Source organism: Chlamydia abortus (genome assembly GCF_002895085.1).
GTDB lineage: Bacteria > Chlamydiota > Chlamydiia > Chlamydiales > Chlamydiaceae > Chlamydia > Chlamydia abortus.
The window spans coordinates 371,510-395,314 of sequence record NZ_CP024084.1 but is presented as its reverse complement, the minus strand read 5'-3'; the positions used below and the strand labels follow the sequence as shown (position 1 = coordinate 395,314).

Here is a 23,805-nt window from a genome sequence, read left to right as displayed (position 1 = left end):
TGAATAAACCAAGTACATAGACGAAAAAAAATAGACAGAACCCAATGAAGTTCTGTCTCTTACGTCTATACCTGGTACCCTAAATGCATTTTAGGGAGCTGGTGATGGCGCAGGTGGAGTTGTTGTTCCACCACCGTTAGCGGTTGTAGAATCTGAAGCATTAGCAATAATGATAGCTCCTATGATCATAGCAATCACAGTAACCACCATGGTACATACAGAAATGCTTGTATGCGTACGACGCTTAGCCACACATGAGGAGCAAGGCCAATCCGTTTCGGAAGAGTCACAACTATACTGTTTTGCAGTTAGATAGCTATTGATGTTGGTATTTCCTGCTGCCGAAGTTACGCCATAGTAATCATCGGTAGGCGTATGGCTAGCCAGTTGATCTTGCTTATCAGAAGAACGGGGCTTAGAGTTTTGAGCCGCGTCTTGGGGGTTGTGTTCGTTACGAGAGTTTCTTCGTTCATTTGATGCTTTTTGAGCTCGCACCTGAGAATTAACTGACGAATTACGTCTAACCTTAACAGCTGCAGCTTTTTCAACATCATAACGTAAGGTAGAGGTAATCTTCCCACCTCTAAGGATTTTATTTTCTTTTGCGCGCGCTTCTAGAGCTTCTCTTGAAGATTTCCTCTTGGCAATTCTTTGCTCTCTAGCTAAATCTTGTATCAGCTTATTTCTTTTTTCTTGCGCCACTGTTTTTACATCAGGACGAACAAAAATAGGCAATACAGGACCATCTTTTATATTGTGCACAACGCGAATTTCTTCTTCGTTATCTGAAGAAATCTTGGCATCTCCACTCACAATCATTGTTTTTAGCAAAGACTGTGGTGTCTCACTCCGAGGAGCTGCGCGAACTAATGTACCTGCTCTTTTTCTAAGTTTAGCTTTTTGTCTTGCTGACAAATGAGGTACGGAACTCGCGGACGGATGAGTTGCTTGGGCAGTTTGTTCACAATTACGTAATTTATTGTATCTTTGTGAATATTTCCCACTGCGAGTTAAAAGATTTTCCGTTCCATGCTGCAGAAGTTCTTCACAGCAAAGGTCGATACTCTGCTTAAGTTGTTGAGCGAAGGAACGTTGCTCTTCTTTATGTTCTTGAGTTTTTGCACGATAGCGCTCTGCAAAAGAAAGGCGCTGTTTCTTACGTTCTTGACAACGAGCTCTTTGCTCCTTGTTGAACTTATTGGTGAATAAGGCGGTAATTTTACCGAATTTTTTAGGCTGACTTGCGGCATCTTCGGTATTTTTTTGCTCTTCAGAGGATTCTTTTAATTTCTTTTTTGCAAGTCTACGTTCTTGTATCTTCTGAATTCTTATTTCTTTCCTACTTTTTAGACTTTCCGAAGCAACTAAAGAAGCTTCAGAATACGTGGAGCTAACTTCAAAAGGAGCAACTGTAGCACTTGCGTAACCAACAGAGTGAGTGAAAGTTAACAAAATGGAAAGCATTGCAAGTTGCGAAGTACGCTTAGAACTCATCATGCTGCTATAATCTCCTAGATCAGCCTATGAGATCACCATAACAACAATAGGACTTTTTTCACAACTTGGACTTGCAAATCTTTTATAGAGATTGATAGTTAATGAATTTGTGATTCCCAATTCTTAATGTAAGCAAGGAGCTGGTCTTTTTCTGGATAATTTGTCAGGAAACTGCGTGCTTCCAAAGACATACCGAGATGGACGATTTTATTTATTAAATTTAAATGACTTTTATCCTGGGAGGCGAAAAGGAAAAACAAAACACACACAGGCTTCCCATCAAGAGCACCGAAGTCAATACTGTGGGTTAGGAACATAGGAACAACAACATCGTAGTACGCGTTGATTAAAAAGTCTTTAGCATGAGGGAGGGCGATGCCTTCTCCGATACCTGTCGACATAAGACTTTCTCGATAAGTGAGCATTTCGAAAAGAACACTCGCATCGAGATTAAATTTCTCAGCTATGTATGAAGAAGCGTATTGCAAAGCTTCGGCTTTATTTTTTACCGATACATTGCGAATCACGCCTCCGCGATAAATGGCTTTATATAAGCTGTACTTCAAAGACAGGTCACGAAAATCTTTGTCTGTTTTTTCTTCTTTTTCTAATCCTAGTAGCGCTTGATTATTGAGGATCCAATCTTCTATTTCTTCTCGATTAAATCTATGTTCATTATTCATCCTGTAACTAGGGATAGCTCCCTCATCTAGCCACCGACGGACCGTATTTTCAGAAATATCCAACAAAGAAGCTAGCTCTTCTAATTTCAAATCCATAACACTACATTCCTAAAAACACATTCATAACTTCTTCAATAGTTGTCACTTGAAGCAACTTTTGACGTCGAGATTCATCTCTAAGCGAAAGAGTCAATATAGATAACAATTTGAGATACTCAGCTTGAGCATGATCGGGCCCCCCTATCAGAAAGACCAAACGCACTAAAGCCCCATCTATCGCATCCCAGAGAATTCCTTGAGGGTGGATACCGATAGCGATAAAAAAGTCAGAACAACTAGGCAATTTCCCGTGAGGAATTGCCACGCCCATACCAATACCGGTAGACATAATATTTTCACGAGTTACCAGTGCTTGAAAAAATTCTTCTTTATTCTCAAGTAAACCGGCAGTACTAGCAAGGTCCGTAAGATCTTGGAGAATCTCCTCTCGTGAGGTTTTATTCAAAAACATAATCAAGTTAGGAGATAAAAGAGAAAACAAGGAAAAATCAGATTGATTCTCGCAATAGAAAGGCATGTCACTTCTCTCCGGTATGCCCAAAACCTCTACTTCCCCGAGACGTTGTTGTTAGTCCTTCTTCTTGATCCACGGCGATAAACTTTGCCTGGACTACGGGAGCAACTACAGCTTGAGCAATGCGCATCTTGGGTTCGATAATAAAAGTACTCTCTCCAAAATTTGCAAGTATAATGCAAACCTCACCACGATAATCTGCATCAATTGTTCCCGGAGAATTCACAACCATAATCCCATGCTTCAGTGCGAACCCACTGCGTGGACGCACCTGAACTTCATAGCCTTGTGGGATCTGCATTTTTATTCCTGTAGGAACCAGTACACGTTGTCCTGGCAAGACAGCCATCGGCTCTTTAATATTCGCTCGAAGGTCTGCTCCTGAAGCCCCTTCGGTAGCATATTCTGGAAGAGATACTCCAGATTCTAATTCACATAATATAGTCATAGGAACAGCGCCGTGGTTACTACGAGTAGCGGGTATGATGTTTTATTCACTGTCATCTGTCAACAAAAAAATTTCTTTAATTGTCTTGGATAAATCCCTAGGGGCTTTATCCTGGCCGCCAGTGTATTCTTGAGAACAAAAGTAATCAAGTAAACTCTGCAACGTGCTCTTTAATTGTTTTCTCTCTACCACTTTATCAATCATTCCGTGTTCGAGGAGAAATTCAGACTTTTGAGCACCTTCGGGAAGATCTTCACCAATCACTTGAGCGACAACACGAGGACCGGCAAAGCAAATAAGAGCTTTAGGTTCTGCAATAATGACATCACCTAAAGAGGCAAAAGAAGCTGTCACCCCTCCGGATGTAGGATTAGTCAACACGGAAATATAGGGTAGACCCGCTTCGTGCAACTTGGCTAATGCTGCGGATGTTTTTGCCATTTGCATTAAGGAGAAGACGGATTCTTGCATCCGAGCGCCTCCGGAAGCACATACAATAACGACGGGGAGCTTGGATTCTATCGCTTTTTCTATCAAGCGCGTCAATTTTTCACCGACAACAGCGCCCATAGAGCCTGCCATAAAATTAAAATCCATCACGGCCAAGGCCACAGGATGCTCCCCTATGGTACAAATACCCACAAGAACGCCTTCGCTTTCTGTGTTATCTTTTCTAGCCTTAGCCAAACGATTTGTGTAGGTGTCGGTATCGACAAACTTTAGAGGATCTTGTGATTTGAGATTTGCGTACAAAGGACGCCAAGAATCTTTATCCGTGAGCAATTTGATGCGCTCAGTTGCGGTAATACGATAGTGGTAAGAGCACTTAGGACAACAATTAAAATTTTGTCCTAATTCATTTGCATGAATCATTTCATGGCAATGCGTGCATTTTAACCACCCGCTAAAACCATCAGCTTTTATCTTTTGCACTTTAATCTTAGGTTTATCGTAAGAAAATAAACGCACAAGCTACCTAATCCAATTTTTTTAGCTTAAGTAATTTTAAATTAAAGTTATTAACTCTTCAATTAAAAATACTCTTTTAATTAGTTATCTTTAGTTATCTCAGAAAATCTTTTTTCAATATATCCCCAATTAATTACTTGAGGAATTGCTTTTAAGTAATCTAATCTAACATTTTTATATTGGAGGTAATACGCATGCTCCCAGACGTCGACTCCGAGAAGAGGCACCTTACCTGTGGTGGCTTCGAGAGGATCCTGGTTTACTGTCGCGTGTAGCGTAAGTTCTTGTTTTTCGAGACAAAAACCTAGCCAAGCCCACCCGGAACCCTGAATCGGGGCGGCAAATTTAATAAATTCTTTTAAAAAGTTGTCAAAAGTTCCCCAGAATTTCTCAATAAGCTTAAGTAAGCCGTGCTTAGGAGGGACGCCTCCACCTTGACCTATCGGAGCGAGCATTTCCCAAAATAAGGAGTGGTTAATATGCCCTCCCCCATTAAATCGTATAGTAGGCTCTAAAGCAATCAACTGCGTAAGGTCTTGTTGTACATCAGCTAGATCTAACTTCTTCAAAGCTTCATTCAAATTATTTATATAACCTTGATGATGCTTTTGATGATGTAGATGCATAATCTCAGCACTAATTACTGGCTCTAGAGCAGAATAATCATAGGGCAATGGGGGCAAAGTATAGGGAACAAAGGTCATAAGAAAGTCCTTTATATCTGTCTTGAGTTATATCAAGAACATTGTTTAGTGATATTCTTTTTCATCGATGTAGGCCAGTGTAGATGCGCTGAAGATATTACTACAAGATGATTTTCATTTTATTCTTCCGACTCTATGGAGAAAAATTTCTCTTTAAATTCAGCAATGAATTTCTCTAATTGTTCCCTGCTTTCCTCTTCTCGTTGTCTTTGTTCTTTTTTGTTTCCTGTGATGACTTCGTAATGATTGACAAGCTCAAAATAGAGTTTGATTTTCGGTTCTGTTCCTGAAGGACGCACGATAATTTTTCCTCCATTTTGATAGTAATAACACAACATGGCCATCTTAGGGAGAGGCAATTTGTACGTGATCCCGCAGGGAATATTGATTCCTGTCCCTTGATCATAATTTTCACACGTGTGAATGGAATAGCCTCTTAAGGACATGGTGGAAGGATCGAGCTTTGCCAACTTTTCTATATGAGACTTCATGAGACTTTCTTGTCCTTGTTCAAAGGACAACGAAAGTGTTTTATTCATGAAATATCCATGGGTTTCATATAAGTCTAAAATCGCATCGCGAAGAGTTTTTCCTTGGAGCTTCTGATGCAAAGCCGCCTCTGTAATTAATGCTGATGTACTCATTGCATCTTTATCTTCTACATGTGTGCCGTATAGGTAGCCGTAAGATTCTTCGGCACCAAATATGTATCTTACTACACTCTCTCGCCAAGCTTCTATTTTCTCACCGATATATTTAAATCCTGTCCCTACATTCACGATATCGCCGCCATAAAATTTTACGATGGCGGAGAGCATCTCTGTAGTGACTAAACTTTTCACTACTTTATCCTCCTTTCCTAGAGGAGCGCGCGCAGACAAAGCACGTAAAATATGATCTGCAAGCAAACAGGCTATTTGATTTCCGTTAAATCTATAGGGTTGATTCTCATGCAGACACACCACTCCTAACCGGTCTGCATCCGGGTCGGTAGCGATAAAAATATCGTCTTGATTTCTTAGCATTTGCTCAATACCTAAAGTGAGTGCTTCAGGATCTTCAGGGTTGGGCAAGTGTACTGTAGGGAAATCGCCATCAGGAATCGCCTGTTTTTCGACAAGGTTGACCATAGGAAAATTCCAATCTCGTAACACTCGAGGAATCATGGCGACTCCTGTTCCGTGTAGTGGAGAATAGCTGACACGGATTGCTGGTCCAGAAATCCGATTATCTTCGGGATAGAGCTGCAGTGTATGTACAGTTTCGACATAGAGCTGCTCATATTCCTCCCCTATAAAATGAATATAGGGATCTTGTAATGAGCTAGCCATGGCGATCTCTTCTATATGTGCTGAGGCGTGCATGATTTCCTGATCCCAAGGGGGGAGCACCTGGCCTCCCGATGCCATGTACACTTTATACCCGTTATACTCTGGAGGATTATGAGAAGCGGTAATCATGACTCCTGCCAAAGCGCGTTCTGCTCTTAAAGTGAAAGAGACAAGAGCCAAAGGTTCAGGGTGTTTAAATAGGAGAACGTGAATGTTATTTCCTGCTAGAACCTTAGCAGTCTCTTGGGCAAAATCGAAAGAATTATGGCGCGTATCATAGCCTACAACGACGCGAATGAGATCTCCAGAATGGGGATGATGTTTTTTTAATACTTGAGCCAATCCCTGGGTCGCACGTCTTATAGTAAAAACATTGATTCTATTGGTGCCTAATCCCATAGGGCTCCGCAGCCCACCTGTACCAAAGGAAAGAGTCATTCCGAATAGCTCTTCAAGACGTTTTGGATCATTGTTTAGAAGCTCAGCTATGGTATCCTTATCTTGTTCATTACAATCGTTAGATAACCAGGTAAGGATATTCTTTGTTGTAATGGGGCTACAAAGAGCTTCTATTTTCTTCTGAAGATGCTGCATAAAAGTTCCTAAAAACACATCGCGATCTTATGTCGTCATAACATAAAACTAGCTCTAGGCAAACAATTTCGTGTATGGAAAGAAGGAAATTGCTTTAAGAAATTGGAATCCCTGCAGAAGAGAAAGAAAGAAGCAAGGCGGTTTCGTTTGCTTGAGGAAAATAAAGCTCTGTAGGATAAGATCCGGTAAAAAAGACTCCCTGTCCTATTTGCTCTCCAGATAAACACAGAAGTAGCTGACAATCTTCTTCTCTCTCTACAATTTTATCTCCGGAGAAAACCCAGAAATCCGCAACCAAAGATAGCCGTGGCCGATGAACGAGATTTGCGGCAAAAACATCCAACCGCCGCTTTTTAACTAAAGTGGACACTTCAGGAAGGGAACGGAATATATTTTCTCTCCAGCGCACATCTTTTGTATTTTTAGAAACTGATTCTACGAAATGTTTTAGTTTTATTTCTAAAGCAAAACAATCGTTGCTAGAGACCAGATCTTCGAATAATATACTACCTTGATTTTGAAAATGGCGCAGGTGTTCTAAATGTAGAACGAACCTCATACTCATCCATTTAAGAGAATTCTACCAAAAGTACTATAGACTTTAAGCCCTTTTCCGCCTATAAAAAAACTCCGACAACTAATGCGTTATATGTTAATAGGGCAACATTTCATAATTTTATGAATAATCTGATCAATATTAAAGAAGTTGAAGCTAAATTAAATTTTACATTTACTCAACCGAAACTCTTAGTTACAGCTCTCACTCACCCTTCTTATAGGAACGAGACTGCAACTATTACCGAAGACAGCGAGCGTTTGGAATTCTTAGGAGACGCCGTGTTATGTTTAATCGTAACTGAACACTTATTCCTATTATTCCCTTCTATGGATGAGGGAACTTTATCCACGGCACGCGCAGCTTTGATAAATGCTGTTTCTTGCTGTCAATATACTGACGCATTAGGATTAGGAGAATATCTACTTATAGGTAAGGGGGAAAGAATCCAAAATGAGCGAGGCAAAACTTCAGCCTATGCAAATTTATTCGAGGCGATTTTAGGTGCGGTGTATCTAGATGGTGGTTTAGCTCCAGCAAGACAAATCACTGTGCCTTTATTGCCTTCAAAAAAGGATATTCTTCCCCTGATGCTTGGAAACCCTAAAAATCGTTTACAACAGCTTACACAAAAACACTTACGTACGTTACCTGTATATCAATATGAGCCGTGGACATCACCACAAGGTGCTTCAGGGTATCATATTCGCGTACTAGTGAATCATGAGGTTTGGGGTGAAGGATTTGCCTTATCAAAAAAAGAAGCAGAGAAACTTGCTGCTCAACAAGCTTTAGATGCCCATGACTACGAAGATAAAAATACAATGGACTTGTAATGAATGCGGCACTCAGACGCCTAAATGGTTAGGTCAATGCCCAGGATGTTTACAATGGAATACACTGATTGAAGAACAGGTTTCTCCTCATCGAAGTAAGAAAAGACTCGAACCGCAAGCCACGGCAGTATCTTTGCATACTGTAGAGCTGCGAGAGGAGGAACGTTTGTGTATAGGAGATCCTGGATGGGACCGCATTTTGGGTGGGGGTGCTGTTCGTGGAAGTCTGACTCTATTAGGTGGGGATCCTGGCATAGGCAAATCTACGTTGCTTTTACAGACAGCAGCGAAATTTGCTGATCGCGGTCATAAAGTCCTGTATGTCTGTGGTGAGGAGTCTGTAACGCAAACATCATTACGCGCACGTCGCTTAAAAATTTCTCATACGAATATCTACCTTTTCCCTGAGACGAATCTTGATGATATCAAACAGCAAATCGCGACACTCCAGCCTGACATCTTAATTATTGATTCTATTCAGATTGTATTTACTCCTACCTTACATTCTTCTCCAGGATCTGTAGCTCAAGTACGTGAAGTGACTTCTGAGCTGATGCACATGGCTAAGCAATCCCAAATCACAACTTTTGTTATTGGTCATGTAACAAAATCTGGAGAAATTGCCGGTCCTAGAGTCTTAGAACATCTTGTGGATACTGTTTTGTATTTTGAAGGGAACTCACATGCAAATTATCGTATGATACGTTCTGTGAAAAATCGTTTCGGCCCCACAAATGAATTACTGATTTTATCTATGCACGCTGAGGGTTTAAAGGAAGTCACTAATCCTTCTGGGCTATTTCTACAAGAAAAAATTACGGAGACCACAGGTTCGGCGATTATTCCTATTATTGAGGGTTCGGCAACCCTGCTCATTGAGATGCAAGCTTTAGCTTCATCTTCTCCTTTTGCCAATCCTATTAGGAAAACCTCAGGATTCGATCAAAATCGATTTTTATTACTCTTAGCTGTCCTAGAAAAGCGCGCTCAAATAAAATTGCATACTGCTGATGTTTTTCTTTCGATAGCTGGAGGATTAAAAATTACTGAACCTGCTGCAGATTTAGGAGCAGGACTTGCTGTAGTCTCTTCTTTATATAATCGTCTTTCTCCCCAAAATTATACGTTTACGGGGGAGATCGGCCTAGGAGGCGAAATCCGTCATGTTACGCATTTAGAGAGGCGTCTTAAAGAAAGTAAACTCATGGGTTTTGAGGGTGCTGTAATTCCTGAAGGGCAAATCGCAGGATTATCTTCAGAAATGAAAAATAGCTTAGATATTCGAGAGGTAAAAACGATAAAAGATGCTATCCGATTGTTACAATAATCCTTTTCTTTCTGATTTTTGTTTAGGAAAACGTCCCTTGCGCATAGCTTCTCGAAAGTCGATCTTAGCACAAGCTCAGGTACATGAATGTGTGCGTCTACTGCGTTCATGGTTTCCTAAACTTTGGATTCAAATACACACGATAAGCACGCGCGGAGATAAAGACAAAACCACTCCCATACGTCTTGTAGAGAATTCACAATTTTTCACAGATACGGTGGACAAGCTTGTCATTCGTGGCAATTGCCATCTTGCTGTGCATTCTGCGAAAGATCTTCCCGACCCTCCTGCCACCCCTGTTGTAGCCATCACCAAGGGCTTGGACCCATCGGATCTCTTAGTTTACGCCGAACGCTACTTGTGGCAACGTTTTCCTAAAGTCCCTAGATTAGGAAGTTCTTCTTCACGTCGTGGAGAAACACTAAAAATGCTGTTTCCTACAGGACGGATTCTTGATATTCGTGGAACTATAGAAGAAAGGCTAGAACAGCTGGAGAATGGAAAATATGATGCTATTGTTGTTGCGAAAGCAGCTGTTCTCCGACTACATTTACAGCTACCCTATACCAAAGTACTTCCTCCCCCCTACCATCCGCTTCAAGGTCGCTTAGCGATTACTGCAGGGAAAGATATAGAAGCCTGGAAAACCTTTTTGCTTCCTCTAAATACGGCAACCACAAATCAGGAAACTCTTTTGAGCTCTAATTTGATCTGCTATGACGACTGATCATGGCTTCTACAGCATGAACATTAGCTCTTGTTTTTGGAGAAATGAAATCATGTACCATATAAGTTATACCATTCTTGAGGTATGATGAGATTGACTTCATCGGTTATCCTGCCTAGCCATATCCATACAGAAACGCACAATACCTATATATCTGTTCCAAAAGCACAAATTACGGTGTGCAACACAGCATACTTTCCGGAAATGAGTAGGCGTGTCTTAGTCCTTCCTATTCTAGGACTGGCTTGGAGTATTGTCGTAATTTATCGTAGGTTTACAGTAATGCGCACTGCTTATGCACATTTACACTATACCCCGAATAAACACTGTGAGGACAAACTCTGTTCTCGTCTACATCCTCAATACTACAAATCTTTGATTATTTTCGGGATTTTAGGAGGTATAGGGGTGCTAATTCCTCTGCTTATCCTTGGAATCACAATATACCTGATTAAAAAAATGCTTTATTTTTATGTGACTTCATGAGATAATTTACTGTCCTATTTTTCTATTATATCGATTTTGCAAAGGCTTTTTCTTTACATTGAAACACCCTTCTCCTCAATGGAAATTAGAGAATACGATCTTGGGTAAAAATCTTTAATAAACCCACAAAAACTAAAAATTTAACTAAGGTATTTCTATTGTGCATATAGTCAGTACGTTCATTCCAGCACACATGCATACGTTAAAAAATGGCAATCACATCCATCTACCACCTTCTCCCAGTCTTCGCGTGCCACACAACCGTCTGAACCCGGGGACCACGCAAGCTCGCGTAGAAAAAGTCTTGTCTCTGCTTCCTGTGGTTGGTTTATTTGTTGCAGGTTATCTTCTCTATCAAAAACAAAGTGTGATGAAAGAAGCCTATAAACAATTAGATTTCTCACCCAATGAAAAATGCTCACATCCGACATGTTCACACCTGGATCCTTCAAATTTGAACCTTGCGATTACCGTATCTGTACTTAGCGGATTAGGTCTTTTATTCCCTATCATGGGGTTGTGTGGTCTTGTCTTCTTAATTATAGCTCTAGTTTCTAAGATAATGTCTTGTTGTCCATGCTCCGGTCTCTAGCTCTACATGATCTACTTAATTTGATATACGGAAATCCCTCTGTACCCAAAATCTCGTATAATCGATGTTGATACTCTTATCAAAACACCTGGGTGAGTATAGCCTAGCCCAAGAATCCACTGTTTACATTGACAACTCAGGTGTTTCTTCTAAGCTCAGAGTTTAATTTATATTCTTGATCAAAAGCCCTTAAACAAGACGGTGCACATTTTTCGACATGCCGTCTCAAAAGTTAAGATTTCTTGTTTGATAAAAAAACGAATAGAACTAATTAATAAACGATAATATGATATTGTTTCTAATTTAAACATTAATAATTGAAAAACTTAATCACAATCCTTTTATATTTTCAATTAAGTAATGATCATGAGCACTGTCGAAATTCCTAGACATACACATGTAAACTATAACGGGAGTATTTGTGAAGTCCCTACGGCGATATTTCCAGAAGTGATTCATGGATGCCCTATGGCTCTGCATGGCGTATTACGTCGTTTACAACATCTTCCTATGATTTTAATCCCGGTGATTGGTCTAATTTATGCTGGGATATTTTGTTATAGATACACCAAAGCTCAAGCCGACATCAACAAGATATATAACTTTACACCAAACGGCAGATGCCCGGAATGCCGCAACACATTCTACACTATGTGGTCGCCTATAATCTTCTCTATCCTTGGAGGCTTAGGGCTTATGACCCCCCTGCTTATTCTTCTTATTCCTATTCTTTTAATTGTTGGTCTAGCCAAAGCTTTTATAGGTTTAGGAACATATATAGTAGGGATCACGAAATGCTGCTTAAAAAAAAATAAACCCTCGTTAAAATTTATCTTACACACAGGGTTTTAAGGCCATTTCGGGATATTTTGCACGAGAGTGCAAGGCGCTATACAGAGTCTTCACCATAGTTTCACAGATAGTTGTTAACTCATCTAAAGTGATTGGAGAATCTGCAAACTGTCCATCATGCATTTTTGCGGATACAATCTTGTCTACCAGCTCCCTTAAAGCTATCATGCTTGTCCCTTCTAAAGAACGCGCTGCGGCTTCAAAGGAATCTGCAATCATAATAATTGTGGATTCTTTAGAGGAAGGTTTTCTTCCTGGATAGCGAAAGAGCTCCTCATCTGAAGCCCCTGTATTGGGATTATTTTGTAGGTGACGATAGTACGTGGAAAGGATAACTGACGTACCATGATGTTCTTCAATAATACGAATAAATGAATCGGGGAGGCCAGCTTTTCTTGCTAACTCTACCCCTTCGGAAATATGCCGCATGATCATTTTCGCACTTTCTATAGGGGAAAGATGACTTACGGAAGTTCCCAGCATCTGGTGATTCTCCAGGAAAAACCCAGGATTAATCAACTTCCCAATATCGTGATATTGCGCTACGACGCGGCAGAAAAGCCCATCGGCATGAATAGCGTTAGCTGCGGATTCTGCAAGAATCCCCACCAAGACAGAATGCTGGTAAGTCCCTGGAGCTTCTTCAAAGAGGCGTTTTAATAAAGGATAATCAGAATCTAAATATGCTAATAAATGGTTATGGGTACACGCACCAAATGAGGACTCAAAAACAGGGATCAACGCACCTACACCTAATGCGGTCATTAAACTATAGACAAAGCTCCCCAAGCAATCTGCACGGAAAGCCGTGATAGAGGCAACATCAAAGAATAAACGCAATCCTGTTAAAATTGCCGTGGATACCCACCACAATTTCATACAGCACCAAAATAGAGAAGATAAACGCGTAACTCGATTTAGCGTGAATAAAATCCTCCACGAGCTCAGCAGGTTCATAACAAGAAACCAGCTGTTATTCCAAATATCTGATTCTAGAGTATAGAGCATCCCAAGCAATGTACATGAAACTCCAGCTAGAGGAATGCCCACAAGATGACCTAGAAGAATAGCGGTAAAAGGAAGAATTAAAGGATAAGAAAGATAAACTTCCCAGCTTTGAGGCCCTAGAGCACAAAGAGTCTCTGTAATTTTTGCTCCAATTAAAGATAGAGAAAAGATAGCAATGTAAAGAGTGTAACGTTTGGGTGATTTCAGTAACTCTGGACAAAACGTTACCAATAGGCGGTATCCCCAAATTAAAATAATGGCAACTAACAGAAGAACGCCTAAGGCTCCGCGATAAGAAAACAAGGTTGTTGAAGATACCAGCTGCTGACGTAAGCAACGAAGAATCTTTGCATCTCTAGCACTAATTCTTTGATACTGTCGGATGATAGGGCTGCCTTTACGAAAATACTCTATGCGCCGTGTTCCTAACAAGTCTCCTTTAACATAGCCTGACTTTTCCTTATCCACGGCGATATCTAAAGGTTTGTCCTTGAGGTTATTGATAATGAGTAATCTACATGATTCTGGACAGTTTTCAGATTTGAGAAAATTATCCACATGTTCTACGCATTGATGAATGACTTCTCTAGAATCGGCACTGACCTGAATCCCTAATAGACGATCTCGTTCTTTTAAAGCTGAGGGGCGCAAACGGAGATCTCGCAGACAAGTTTCTGTAGAACTATCTATAAATCCTACAGACCCAAGAAAATCTTGAGTTTTTTTTAACCACCGACGAGTTTCTTCTTCTTCTGGATCTTCAAAACACGTAGTTTCACAAATGCGATAGACCTTTCCAAATACTTCTGGGATGGCGGCTCTCTTACTGTAAAACGCGTGCACATTCCAACTGATAGAAAAATCTATAGGAGAGTTCAAAGATACCTGAGCAAAATCCCCTTCCTTATAGACAGGGACATGAAGAACTCTAAGATAAATAAAAGAGAATAATGTGAGTCCAAAAATCCCTGTAATACCAAAACATAAAAGATACCTTGACCACGGCCGATCTACTTCAGCAGTAGTGCAACTCCGATAAACTTGCCTACGGTCTTCCATTTGCTTGATCATACGCTCAATTCAAGATATATCTATTCTTTTTTTAGCTATCACACCAAAGAACAAAACGCTATTTTTTATTCAAAACCAACTTTTCATTCTCTTCACAAACAACCTCTGTCACTTGCAAATAAGAAAACTCTAAAAATCTTATAACAAATGACATCACTTAAAGTGTATTATCTAAGTCGTGAACTTTGCTCTATTTCAATTAAGGATTTCATACTATTGACCATAGCTTAATATATAACAAAGAAAAATGACGCCTATTGAGGGGATCCTACTGTTTCCTTAGAAAATATGATCTTCGTGTCTAATCGACGAATATGTGTATTAAAGAGGGACAATTTCCACCCCGTATACTATAGTGAACGTTAAAATGATCTTTTCCTACTGTGAATGTGTTAACCTGTGGATTTTTGGGATACCCAGTCTAGAAATCCTAGAAAAAATAGTCACCTGAATTAAATAAAAAAAAACTCCTCGCAATCATTTTTAGAGGCACAACAAATGACATCAGCAACATACCAAGTTTCTTCTAGAAAATACCGCCCTCAAACATTTGCCGAAATGCTGGGGCAAGATGCCGTGGTCACTGTTTTAAAAAATGCTTTGCAGTTTCAACGTGTCGCGCATGCGTATTTATTTTCAGGGATTCGCGGAACAGGAAAAACAACTTTAGCAAGAATCTTTGCAAAAGCCTTAAACTGTAAAGAGCTGACTCCTGAACATGAACCATGCAACCAGTGTTGTGTTTGTAAAGAAATCTCTTCAGGAACCTCCTTAGACGTGATCGAAATCGATGGTGCCTCGCACCGAGGTATTGAAGATATCCGTCAAATCAATGAAACCGTGCTCTTTACTCCTGCCAAATCACAATATAAAATCTATATCATAGATGAAGTCCATATGCTGACTAAGGAGGCGTTTAATTCCTTACTCAAAACTTTAGAAGAGCCTCCGAGCCATGTAAAATTCTTCTTAGCGACTACAGAAAATTATAAAATACCCAGCACCATTTTAAGTCGTTGTCAAAAAATGCACCTAAAGAGAATTCCTGAGACAATGATTGTAGATAAGCTAGCATCCATATCTCAAGCAGGTGGGATAGAAACCTCTCGAGAAGCTCTTCTTCCTATTGCTAGAGCAGCACAGGGAAGCTTACGCGATGCTGAATCTCTTTATGATTATGTCATAGGGTTATTCCCTACATCTTTATCCCCAGAGTTGGTTGCAGACGCATTAGGTTTATTATCTCAAGACACCTTAGCTACATTATCAGAATGTATTCGCACGCAAAAATACGCTGAAGCTTTGCTTCCTGTCACGACAGCGATCAATTCTGGAGTCGCGCCTATCACCTTCCTCCATGACCTCACTGTTTTTTATCGCGATGTACTGCTAAACAAAGATCAGGGAAATTCTCCTCTATCGGCCATCGCCATGCACTATTCCAGTGAATGTTTATTAGAAATCATTGATTTCCTTGGTGAAGCGGCCAAACATCTACAACAAACTATTTTTGAAAAAACATTTTTAGAAACAGTCATCATCCATCTTATTCGGATATGCCAACGTCCCTCTTTAGAAACTCTGTTTTCTCAACTGAAAACATCCACGTTTGATACAGTGAGAAACGTACCCCAGCAGCAAGAACCCTCGAAACCGAGTATACAACCTGAAAAACACTATCAAGATCAGAGTTTCTTAACTTCACCTTCTCCCACGCCAAAAGTTCAGCATCAAAAAGAAGCTTCCCCTTCTTTAGTGGGATCAGCTACTATAGATACGCTTTTACAATTTGCTGTTGTTGAGTTTTCCGGAATTTTAACCAAGGAGTAAATGCATGGGAAGTGGGTATGCAAAAAAGAAAAAAGAAGCAAAAATGATGGAGCAACAGTTTCTAGAGATGGAAGCTTCTTTAGAGAAAAAGCACTATGAAGGACAAGCCGGTAATGGACTGGTCTCCATAGTGATCAATGGTAAATGTGATATTGTCTCTGTCAAGGTACAGCCTACCTGTCTTGATCCTGAAGATCCTGAAGTTATTGAAGATCTTTTCCATTCAGCATTTAAAGAGGCTAAAGAGGCGATGGACAAAGAATTGTCTGTAATGCGTGCCAGCATGCCTTTTTAAGCTAACAGGGCCTGAACTTCTGCACAGGTCCTGGCTCTTAATAACTTTTCAGTATGTTCTACACAATCACTGAAATTTAGAGATGCTATTCTTTCTCGCAGTTCTACAATTGCTGGCATAGCCACTGAGAGTTCTTGGACTCCCAAGCCTAAGAAAAATGGTGTTAAGGAAAGATTTGCTGCAGCCTCCCCACAAATAGATACGTGAACATCGCGCTGTTTCGCACTAGACACTACATGACGAATCATGCGCATGACCGAAGGGTGTAGTGGATTATCAAGATAATGAGGAAGTAGAGTTTCTCGATTATTCCCTAGGGTATATTGCATGAGATCATTCGTTCCTATGGAAATAAAATCACATTCCTGAAGGATCTCATCAATCATCAATACGGCCGAAGGAAGTTCTATCATGCTGCCCCAGGCAATATTTTCTATGGCATGATCTTTGTTAAAAGAACGGCGTATATTCTCTAACCGACGTTTCACTTCGATAATTTCTATAACATCAGCAGTTCCAGGAATTAACACTTTCAAAGAACCTGATACTGAAGCTGTTAAAATAGCACAAAGCTGATCGTCAAGCACAGGCGAGTTTTTCAATAAATAACGTATGGAGCGCTCTTTGATGGGCTTTTGACCGGGACAGAGCTTATCTTCGCCAAAATCAAATAAACGTAATACAGAAACCCGCTCAGGAAACAAGGCTAAAGATTTATAAACAGCCGCTTGTTCTTCTACTGTAGGTAAACGATCTTCAGCTATAGCGAGAAATTCAGAACGAAATAACCCGATAGAAGTTTGTGGAAAGAACTCCGAAAGCATGCGAAGCTCTTCGAGGCTAGCAGCATGAGAAGAGACTATCGCGTGTGGAGACGGTTGAGGATACGATTTTACACTATATGCGGTACTCTTTTGCTTATAACAATTTTCAAGAGTTTTGGATTTAGGATTAAAAATAATCTCACCACGAATACCGTCTATCAAGACCAGTTTCCCGGTATACCCTTGAATACGCTCCCAGTTTTCCTGAGAAAAATTCGCTAAATAGGGAATATTTTTCGCTCTAGAAACGATAGCTGTATGCGATGTCGGCGCCCCAATAAAAGAAACAAATCCACGGATATATGAGGGATTAGCGCTAGCCACTTCTGAAGGCGTGAGTTCTTTAGAGAAAACGATGATATTTTGATCTGCATCACCTAAAGAACTCTTATGCTGACAGCACAAATGACCAATCACACGATTAGAAATATCATGGATATCCTGAACACGATCTACAGCTAGAGAAGTCCCTTGAACTGCTGTTAATGACTCCTCGATTTTTTCCATAACAGAAGAAAAGACATATTCGGCGTTTTTACGATCTTTTCTGATGGTATTTACAACCTCTTCTGTCAAAATAGGATCTTTAATGATCTCCAGATGTGCTTGGAGTATTGAAGAGATTTCTTGTTGACCTTGCTTACCCTGAGCTTCTTGTTCTAAGGCAACGATATCAGATTTAGAACGGTTTAATGCTTTATAATACCGGTGTATTTCGTGTTCCACCTCTTCTTGAGGTAGGGTAAGTTCATGAATTTGCAGAGGAGAAGTACCTAAGAAAAATGCTTTTCCTATAGCTACCCCAGGAACTAAAGTCATTCCAGGAACTCGCCATTCCTTATTTTGCTCTAGAGAAGGCGTGGGTGTGTTCATTTACAACTCTCCAAAACCTGAGTCAAAGGCATTCTGCACTTTTTGCAATACCCGACTTGCATCTTTCCCTTTAATACGCACTAAAATCTCTCCGTTTTGTGGAGCTCCTAGTATAAGTATGCTCATGATACTTTTGGCATTTACCGTCTTCCCTGCGTAGGTAAAATTTACCTCACATTCTTCACCCTCAAACAACTTGACGATAGCTCCCGCAGGACGCACATGGATTCCCGAAGTGTTTTTTACAACACAGATACATGTGACTTCTTCTTCCTCGTTAGCAAAATCCACAGGCTCTTCCGGATTCTCGATATCTAAAACACAGTCTCTACATTCATCCACTATACACCTCCTCGCTATGCAAGTAATTTTCTAGCCAAGAAATGAAAGAAGGATAGTGACTTGTAGTTAAATGTAAAAGTTCAATACTTCCTAAAGTTCGATGCTGTAGACTTTCCTGACTTAACAATATGTTAGGAGAAGGAAAATCCCTACGCACTTCCGGATCAAAAAGAAAACACTGGTAAGTCAAGGGCTCTTCATAACCACAAAAAGGAAAAATCCCTAAAGACGCGCAATTGTCATCATGAAGAATCTTGCCCATACGGAGGAGGAGCTGCTGTAATTTATGTTGTACCTTAGCCAAAGAACGGTAAGAAAAAATCCCTTCATCTTCCCATTTACCAAATCCATTATGAATGGTAAAAAATCTGTGATAACCGTCATCTCCTAAACTAGGGAAACAATACCCCTGCATATCTAACAAGGGGGGCTCACCTTGGAATCCACAACGCCCATCACTAAAAGTGTACAGCATTTTGACGCCATAGGGCTCATTAGCAGAGCGATAAATATAGACATCTAAACTATCTAAGAGAGAAAAAAAACGACAAATACCTGGAAATTGATTATCCTCTATTCCCAGAATAGTCAGCCAATACTCTTGGCAAAAGTCTAATCTATCTTTTTTCGATAGTCCCATGAGCTCGTACCAGCCTCGGGGCAAGCGCGGGGCCTTCTTGGAAATTTCTTCCCAAGACATTTCCTCTCGTAATTGTTCTACAGAATAGACTTCGAGCTGAGGGAAAGAATGAGTTGATGCTAATACGTTTTGAAACTTTTTCATCCTCTGTCCTTGTTCACACCTTACACTCCCTATGGATACAGCTAATCCATTCTTGCAGATACTTTCAACAACAACATCCTTTATTGATTAGTGCCTTGTATGAGACAACGGGGAGCATCTCACGTCCTTACCCTCTATGTGGGGCTATACTCCTTGTAGCTCTTCACCCATTTATCCCCAAACAACTGAAACAACGACTTTTTATAGGAGCTTGTTGGTTTATCCCTCTAATCATTCTATCGGAACCTCCTTCCATGATTCATGGAGGAGTAGCATCGGGGAGCTTTGTCATTCAAGCGGGGAAAGAAAATCGATATTTTGGAGAAGCTATTCACCTGTCGTATCCCTGTGGACAAAAACACCGTCATGTTCCCTGTACTATTCTTATAGATGCGCACTTAGAACTAAATAAAAAATACCATCTACAAGGAACGACGTTAAATCATACATCCCAAATTATTTTTAAGTCTAATGGTTGCTATAAAGAAATCCCGCCTTCAAAAATAGCACTAGTGCACCATAAACTAAGAGAAACCTGTCATCGACGTATTCTAAACCTTTTTTCTTCTGGAGACTCAGGAACTTTTGCATCTAGTCTTCTTCTTGGCACTCCCTTACCCAAACACTTAAAAGACATTTTCAAAAAGAAGGGATTGGCTCATATTTTTGCCATTTCTGGGTGGCATTTTTCCCTATGTGCTTCATTGTTGTTTTTCTTGTTCTATATCTTTCCAATAAAAATAAAATATTTTCTTACCTTTATTACGCTTCTGGGATTCACCCTATTGTTTCCCGGGACTCCTTCAGTATGGCGAGCTTGGATTTCTTTATCTTTACTTTGCCTCTCTCCTTTTTCTTCTGGGGTATGCTCGAGCCTCAATCGTTTAGGTAGCGGCTGTATTCTCTGCACCTTCATCTTCTCCCCGCTTACTCCTGCATTCGCTTTAAGCTTCTTAGCAACTTTGGGTATTTTACTTTTCTTTTCTCACTTTTTCCGTTTCTTCTATACACCGTGGAAGCAAATCGCTCCAAAATACCTGCTTCCTTTCCTTCGTTATCTTTGGGGAGCCTTATCGCTAGGACTAACCTCACAAATCTTTCTCTTGTTCCCCACGGTAAATTTTTTCGGGTCCCTCCCTTTAGATGGTCTGATCTTTAACCTCTTCTTCCCTCTGCTCGTCCTTCCGATCTTCTTTCTTATTCTCCTTTCTCTTGTCCTACCATGCCTCGCCCCTATAACAGAATTATGTATCTCCTGGCTCATATAGGACAGCCATGTCTTCATAGTCACAATTTCCTAATATCTTTTACCCCTTCACCCCTATCCCCTGGGCAACTCACTCTATTTCTTATTTTCTTGTTCCATATCGGAGTGCATTTAGAAAAAACACATACCTTAGAAAATCCATCTTTACGCTCAATTTCTGAGTTATAAAAAATGTCTCCACTCTGCTGCCTGTCAAAACTTTATTATAAATAAAGTAGCCGTATTCCATCATTTTGAGATAAATCTTTTATGTTGTTCAGCTTAGGTGGTATCCATGCCTGTGGTGCATAACACAGATAAACATCATTATATCCCTTCATTAAATTTAAATTATGAGTGCTTGTTGAGCTGCAAGGTAACGCAGTCTTGTATTCTCCAATGGATGGTTATCTTGAGTATGGCATGTTTGCTTGGCGGGATAGTCATAATAGCTGTAGAACCATCATGGATCTTTTCTCTGGTTCTTGGTGGGATAATTTTAATAGCCTTAAGAAAACGTCAGTCTATCCGCTCGATTCCAAAGACAGACTTGACTTTATCAGGCGTTGCTGATCATTTGAGGCATACCTTTACACTGGAACAAGTTGTATCCCGAGCAAACAAAATCAATAAAAATACGGAGTGTGTATATCTCCGGCATAAAAACGCAAACCTACAGCTCTGCCTTCATCAAGGTCACCCTCTGAACGATCCTTTATTAAAGAATAAAGACTCTGCTATACTTCTATGCATAAATTCAGAAAGAAATTTCACCTATGTGATTAACAGAACGCTCGCTTTAATCGGGCGCATAGACAAAGATTGTTGGGAGGAGATCACACAACCAGGTTCTAGAACATTCCCTCCTGGAACGATAGCCCACGGCCCCTGGGTAAATAAATCACAGATCACAGCCCCTGCTTCTTATCTGATCTTCATCAATCCCCCCACTATAGAAACACTGATGCACACTTGCCCACAGCCATGACTTGGCAAGATGTTCCCTACGAGAAAGCTTTTGACAATATAGTAAATGCGTACCTGAAATGTTTCCGTATCTGTCGAGAAAATAGGATTTCCTCTATACAGATAGAGCTTCTAGGACTCGGCGATATTCGCCCTTCTCAAGAAGAATACGACTCCTGGTATTCTCAATGTGCTCTCGCCTTATTAGAGGCCATAGACATAGAAGAAAAAAACAAAAAAAGGACAGTAGTACAAATTACTGTAAATCACTTAAAAGAACTTCCACTATTATTGGTCTTACAGGAAGCATTTAATAAAAATCGCAATTAAAACTCGGCTAAACTCTTCGCTGCTTGAAAGATTTTCTCCTTCTGAGGGAGAACTTCGTTTTCCAGTATTTTTGAGTAAGGAACTGGGGCATGTAATCCCGCAACACGCCTAATAGGTGCATCTAGGTATGCATATGCTTGCTCTGCTACAGTTGCAGCAAGCTCTGCACCAAACCCACAAAACTCCGACGCTTCATGAGCTATAAGTAACTTACTAGTTTTCTTAACAGACTCTATAACAGTAGAAAAATCACAAGGTACTATCGTACGTAAATCTATAACCTCTGCAGAAATATCTAAAGCTGCCAATTCCTTAGCTACTTCCATACTCATAACTAAAGACATTCCCCAAGAAACAATGGTCAAATCTGAACCGACTTGCGTGATCGCTGCTTTACCAAAAGGCAAAACATAATCCGAAGAAAATACCGGACACGCACTAAAAATACGTCGTTGATACAGCGCCTTGTGTTCTAAAAAAACCACAGGGTTAGGATCGCGAATCGCCGCTTTTAACAAGGCTTTTGCATCTGCGGCATTGGATGGATAAGCCACCTTGATGCCCGGGCAATGGGCTAAGAACGCTTCTATACTTTGTGAATGGTAAGGGCCACCTTGTATGTAACCTCCACAAGGAGCACGAATAACTAAAGGCACTTCCCACTCACCAGCAGAACGGTAGTAAATACTCGAAGCTTCAGAAAATAATTGATTAATGCCGGGCCAGATATAATCAGCAAACTGAATCTCAGCAACAGGCTTATGGATCCCATCCATCGCCATACCAATAGCTGTGCCTATAATGGTAGCCTCTGCTAACGGTGTATTAAAACAACGTTCGCTGCCAAACCTATCTGTAAGATTTCTAGTGACACCAAAAACCCCACCTTTATCTCCAGCCACGTCTTCACCGAAAACAACCACACCAGAATCTCGGCTCATTTCTTCAATGAGCGCTTCTGTAATGGCATCTCGCATAACTTTGGGTTGAGTGTCACGCAAACGCTGAGCTTCTAAAGAATTTTCATAATCAATTAAAGAAGTTGTATGTGGAGAAAATACATCATGGCTCGTAGAACCTTTACTGGGGAAGGGCATCCCCTCAGCGATTTCACAAGCACGAGTGACTTCGGCTTCAGCCTCTGCTTTTATGTCTAAAATCTCCGCAGGTGAAATGCCGCATTCGTCTATCATCAGCCGTTCTAACCGGATTAAAGGATCATGACTCTTACAATGATCTAAATCTTCACGACTGCGATATTTCTCATGATTATCAGAGTTGCTATGCGGCTCTAAACGCATAACATCGACTAGAATTAACGCAGGAACCGAGGTATGTCTAGCTTGATCTACAGCTTTAGAAAAAGTATCTACAAGCTTAAAGTAATCCCCGCCATCAACTTCATAAACAGAGAGACCTTGATAACTCTCCCCTAAACGCACTAAATCTGTAGAACACTGATCTTTAAAAGGCACGGAGATCGCCCAAGCATTATTCTGTACGACGGTGACTAAGGGCAACTTATGCAACGCAACATAGTTTAACATCTCGTGGAATTCACCTTGAGAAGTGGATCCATCCCCTCCAGAGACGTAAACGACTTCGTTAGATTTGGTATGTTTTACAGCCCATGCGCGCCCCGCTGCCTGAAGAAATTGGGAACCTACTACACTCGATTGGCAACAAATACGGAGTTTTTTATGAGAATAGTGGTAGGGCATCATCCTACCAGAAGAATGGTTCGGAGCTAATCGCCCAAGAAAGGAAGCAAAAATCTCAGAAAGATCACACCCTAGACCTACAGGGAATCCTTGATCCCTATAATATGGGAAAGACCAATCCTTCCCTCGAAGGAGACTTTTCCCGGCCACCACTCCAACAAGCTCGTGACCAGCACAAGACAACTGGAAAGTTCCTCCAGAATCGCTCTGGCGGGAAAGAAGGAGCATCTTATTTTCAGCAAATCTTAAACTCCAGACCAATTTCAGAACTTCTTTAATCGAAGATCCTAATTCATGCTGTATTGCTACCATATGTGCTCCTCGGATAGATCTGTGCTA

General features: G+C 40.6%; 21 protein-coding genes and 2 pseudogenes. 10 read left to right on the top strand and 13 right to left on the bottom strand.

Features of this window, described 5'->3' with window-relative positions:
• Positions 1-90 precede the first annotated feature (90 nt).
• From CHAB577_RS01815 to CHAB577_RS01780, 8 genes are all read right to left on the bottom strand, one after another.
• Complete coding sequence (locus CHAB577_RS01815; protein WP_011097000.1) at positions 91-1,497, bottom strand: hypothetical protein; 1,407 nt, start codon at positions 1,495-1,497, stop codon at positions 91-93.
• Between the two features lie 98 nt (positions 1,498-1,595).
• Complete coding sequence (locus CHAB577_RS01810; protein ID WP_011096999.1) at positions 1,596-2,276, bottom strand: PTS sugar transporter subunit IIA; 681 nt, start codon at positions 2,274-2,276, stop codon at positions 1,596-1,598.
• 4 nt (positions 2,277-2,280) lie between these two features.
• The gene (locus CHAB577_RS01805) at positions 2,281-2,757 is read right to left on the bottom strand and encodes a PTS sugar transporter subunit IIA (protein WP_011096998.1); all 477 of its coding nucleotides are present in this window, start codon (positions 2,755-2,757) and stop codon (positions 2,281-2,283) included.
• Between the two features lies 1 nt (position 2,758).
• Positions 2,759-3,202, bottom strand: a complete 444-nt coding sequence (gene dut, locus CHAB577_RS01800; RefSeq protein WP_006343986.1) for a dUTP diphosphatase — start codon at positions 3,200-3,202, stop codon at positions 2,759-2,761.
• 42 nt (positions 3,203-3,244) lie between these two features.
• A complete protein-coding gene (accD, locus tag CHAB577_RS01795; RefSeq protein ID WP_011096997.1) occupies positions 3,245-4,171 on the bottom strand; it encodes an acetyl-CoA carboxylase, carboxyltransferase subunit beta in 927 nt (308 codons plus the stop codon).
• Positions 4,172-4,251: 80 nt separating this feature from the next.
• On the bottom strand, positions 4,252-4,875 hold the full coding sequence (locus CHAB577_RS01790; protein WP_011096996.1) for a superoxide dismutase: 624 nt from the start codon (positions 4,873-4,875) through the stop codon (positions 4,252-4,254).
• Between the two features lie 119 nt (positions 4,876-4,994).
• Positions 4,995-6,800, bottom strand: coding sequence for a phospho-sugar mutase (locus tag CHAB577_RS01785; RefSeq protein ID WP_011096995.1), 1,806 nt, complete (start codon positions 6,798-6,800; stop codon positions 4,995-4,997).
• 94 nt (positions 6,801-6,894) lie between these two features.
• On the bottom strand, positions 6,895-7,359 hold the full coding sequence (locus CHAB577_RS01780; protein WP_011096994.1) for a DUF5070 domain-containing protein: 465 nt from the start codon (positions 7,357-7,359) through the stop codon (positions 6,895-6,897).
• 119 nt (positions 7,360-7,478) lie between these two features.
• Here CHAB577_RS01780 and rnc point away from each other — a divergent pair, with 119 nt between their 5' ends.
• The 6 genes from rnc (at position 7,479) to CHAB577_RS01750 (ending at position 12,176) form a co-directional block, all read left to right on the top strand.
• Positions 7,479-8,192: a ribonuclease III gene (gene rnc / locus CHAB577_RS01775; protein WP_006343981.1), complete on the top strand. Its 714-nt coding sequence runs from the start codon at positions 7,479-7,481 to the stop codon at positions 8,190-8,192.
• Entirely contained in the window at positions 8,158-9,519 is a 1,362-nt protein-coding gene (radA, locus tag CHAB577_RS01770; protein ID WP_041461321.1) for a DNA repair protein RadA, read from the top strand. Before rnc ends, radA begins: the two co-directional genes overlap by 35 nt.
• Positions 9,497-10,246, top strand: a complete 750-nt coding sequence (locus CHAB577_RS01765; RefSeq protein WP_011096992.1) for a hydroxymethylbilane synthase — start codon at positions 9,497-9,499, stop codon at positions 10,244-10,246. Before radA ends, CHAB577_RS01765 begins: the two co-directional genes overlap by 23 nt.
• Before the next feature lie 87 nt (positions 10,247-10,333).
• Entirely contained in the window at positions 10,334-10,732 is a 399-nt protein-coding gene (locus CHAB577_RS01760; protein WP_173024172.1) for a hypothetical protein, read from the top strand.
• Positions 10,733-10,892: 160 nt separating this feature from the next.
• Positions 10,893-11,324, top strand: a complete 432-nt coding sequence (locus CHAB577_RS01755) for a hypothetical protein (RefSeq protein ID WP_011096990.1) — start codon at positions 10,893-10,895, stop codon at positions 11,322-11,324.
• A 366-nt stretch (positions 11,325-11,690) separates the two neighbouring features.
• Entirely contained in the window at positions 11,691-12,176 is a 486-nt protein-coding gene (locus CHAB577_RS01750) for a hypothetical protein (RefSeq protein ID WP_173024155.1), read from the top strand.
• Here the strand turns inward: CHAB577_RS01750 and CHAB577_RS01745 are convergent.
• Positions 12,159-14,255: an HDIG domain-containing metalloprotein gene (locus tag CHAB577_RS01745; RefSeq protein ID WP_011096988.1), complete on the bottom strand. Its 2,097-nt coding sequence runs from the start codon at positions 14,253-14,255 to the stop codon at positions 12,159-12,161. The two genes, CHAB577_RS01750 and CHAB577_RS01745, sit on opposite strands and share 18 nt — an antisense overlap.
• 498 nt (positions 14,256-14,753) lie before the next feature.
• Between CHAB577_RS01745 and dnaX the strand changes: the two genes are divergently transcribed.
• Both dnaX and CHAB577_RS01735 read left to right on the top strand, forming a co-directional pair.
• Complete coding sequence (gene dnaX / locus CHAB577_RS01740) at positions 14,754-16,085, top strand: DNA polymerase III subunit gamma/tau (RefSeq protein ID WP_011096987.1); 1,332 nt, start codon at positions 14,754-14,756, stop codon at positions 16,083-16,085.
• 4 nt (positions 16,086-16,089) lie between these two features.
• Entirely contained in the window at positions 16,090-16,380 is a 291-nt protein-coding gene (locus CHAB577_RS01735; protein WP_011096986.1) for a YbaB/EbfC family nucleoid-associated protein, read from the top strand.
• On the opposite strand, the gene ptsP is transcribed toward CHAB577_RS01735, so the two are convergent.
• Genes ptsP through CHAB577_RS01720 form a run of 3 tightly spaced genes read right to left on the bottom strand, consistent with a single transcriptional unit; the run spans position 16,377 to position 19,203 of the window.
• On the bottom strand, positions 16,377-18,077 hold the full coding sequence (gene ptsP, locus CHAB577_RS01730; protein WP_006343972.1) for a phosphoenolpyruvate--protein phosphotransferase: 1,701 nt from the start codon (positions 18,075-18,077) through the stop codon (positions 16,377-16,379). The genes CHAB577_RS01735 and ptsP overlap by 4 nt on opposite strands.
• Positions 18,078-18,368 (bottom strand): HPr family phosphocarrier protein, encoded by a 291-nt coding sequence (locus CHAB577_RS01725; RefSeq protein ID WP_370737482.1) that lies wholly within the window; start codon positions 18,366-18,368, stop codon positions 18,078-18,080.
• 43 nt (positions 18,369-18,411) lie between these two features.
• Positions 18,412-19,203, bottom strand: coding sequence for a hypothetical protein (locus tag CHAB577_RS01720; RefSeq protein ID WP_011096985.1), 792 nt, complete (start codon positions 19,201-19,203; stop codon positions 18,412-18,414).
• Here CHAB577_RS01720 and CHAB577_RS01715 point away from each other — a divergent pair.
• A pseudogene (locus tag CHAB577_RS01715) lies at positions 19,176-20,638 on the top strand (ComEC/Rec2 family competence protein). The gene CHAB577_RS01720 and the pseudogene CHAB577_RS01715 sit on opposite strands and share 28 nt — an antisense overlap.
• A gap of 106 nt (positions 20,639-20,744) precedes the next feature.
• Positions 20,745-21,745: pseudogene (locus tag CHAB577_RS01710) on the top strand (macro domain-containing protein).
• On the opposite strand, the gene CHAB577_RS01705 reads toward CHAB577_RS01710, so the two are convergent.
• On the bottom strand, positions 21,742-23,778 hold the full coding sequence (locus tag CHAB577_RS01705; protein ID WP_011096983.1) for an alpha-ketoacid dehydrogenase subunit alpha/beta: 2,037 nt from the start codon (positions 23,776-23,778) through the stop codon (positions 21,742-21,744). The pseudogene CHAB577_RS01710 and the gene CHAB577_RS01705 overlap by 4 nt on opposite strands.
• Positions 23,779-23,805: the final 27 nt, after the last annotated feature.

Excerpts from the sequence above, each read along its gene's own strand:
- CHAB577_RS01815 (WP_011097000.1), bottom strand. The coding sequence starts at position 1,497 with ATGATGAGTTCTAAGCGTACTTCGCAACTTGCAATGCTTTCCATTTTG.
- CHAB577_RS01810 (WP_011096999.1), bottom strand. The coding sequence starts at position 2,276 with ATGGATTTGAAATTAGAAGAGCTAGCTTCTTTGTTGGATATTTCTGAA.
- CHAB577_RS01805 (WP_011096998.1), bottom strand. The coding sequence starts at position 2,757 with ATGCCTTTCTATTGCGAGAATCAATCTGATTTTTCCTTGTTTTCTCTT.
- dut (WP_006343986.1), bottom strand. The coding sequence starts at position 3,202 with ATGACTATATTATGTGAATTAGAATCTGGAGTATCTCTTCCAGAATAT.
- CHAB577_RS01790 (WP_011096996.1), bottom strand. The coding sequence starts at position 4,875 with ATGACCTTTGTTCCCTATACTTTGCCCCCATTGCCCTATGATTATTCT.
- CHAB577_RS01785 (WP_011096995.1), bottom strand. The coding sequence starts at position 6,800 with ATGCAGCATCTTCAGAAGAAAATAGAAGCTCTTTGTAGCCCCATTACA.
- CHAB577_RS01780 (WP_011096994.1), bottom strand. The coding sequence starts at position 7,359 with ATGAGGTTCGTTCTACATTTAGAACACCTGCGCCATTTTCAAAATCAA.
- rnc (WP_006343981.1), top strand. The coding sequence starts at position 7,479 with ATGAATAATCTGATCAATATTAAAGAAGTTGAAGCTAAATTAAATTTT.
- radA (WP_041461321.1), top strand. The coding sequence starts at position 8,158 with ATGACTACGAAGATAAAAATACAATGGACTTGTAATGAATGCGGCACT.
- CHAB577_RS01765 (WP_011096992.1), top strand. The coding sequence starts at position 9,497 with ATGCTATCCGATTGTTACAATAATCCTTTTCTTTCTGATTTTTGTTTA.
- CHAB577_RS01760 (WP_173024172.1), top strand. The coding sequence starts at position 10,334 with ATGAGATTGACTTCATCGGTTATCCTGCCTAGCCATATCCATACAGAA.
- CHAB577_RS01750 (WP_173024155.1), top strand. The coding sequence starts at position 11,691 with ATGAGCACTGTCGAAATTCCTAGACATACACATGTAAACTATAACGGG.
- CHAB577_RS01745 (WP_011096988.1), bottom strand. The coding sequence starts at position 14,255 with ATGATCAAGCAAATGGAAGACCGTAGGCAAGTTTATCGGAGTTGCACT.
- dnaX (WP_011096987.1), top strand. The coding sequence starts at position 14,754 with ATGACATCAGCAACATACCAAGTTTCTTCTAGAAAATACCGCCCTCAA.
- CHAB577_RS01735 (WP_011096986.1), top strand. The coding sequence starts at position 16,090 with ATGGGAAGTGGGTATGCAAAAAAGAAAAAAGAAGCAAAAATGATGGAG.
- ptsP (WP_006343972.1), bottom strand. The coding sequence starts at position 18,077 with ATGAACACACCCACGCCTTCTCTAGAGCAAAATAAGGAATGGCGAGTT.
- CHAB577_RS01720 (WP_011096985.1), bottom strand. The coding sequence starts at position 19,203 with ATGAAAAAGTTTCAAAACGTATTAGCATCAACTCATTCTTTCCCTCAG.
- CHAB577_RS01705 (WP_011096983.1), bottom strand. The coding sequence starts at position 23,778 with ATGGTAGCAATACAGCATGAATTAGGATCTTCGATTAAAGAAGTTCTG.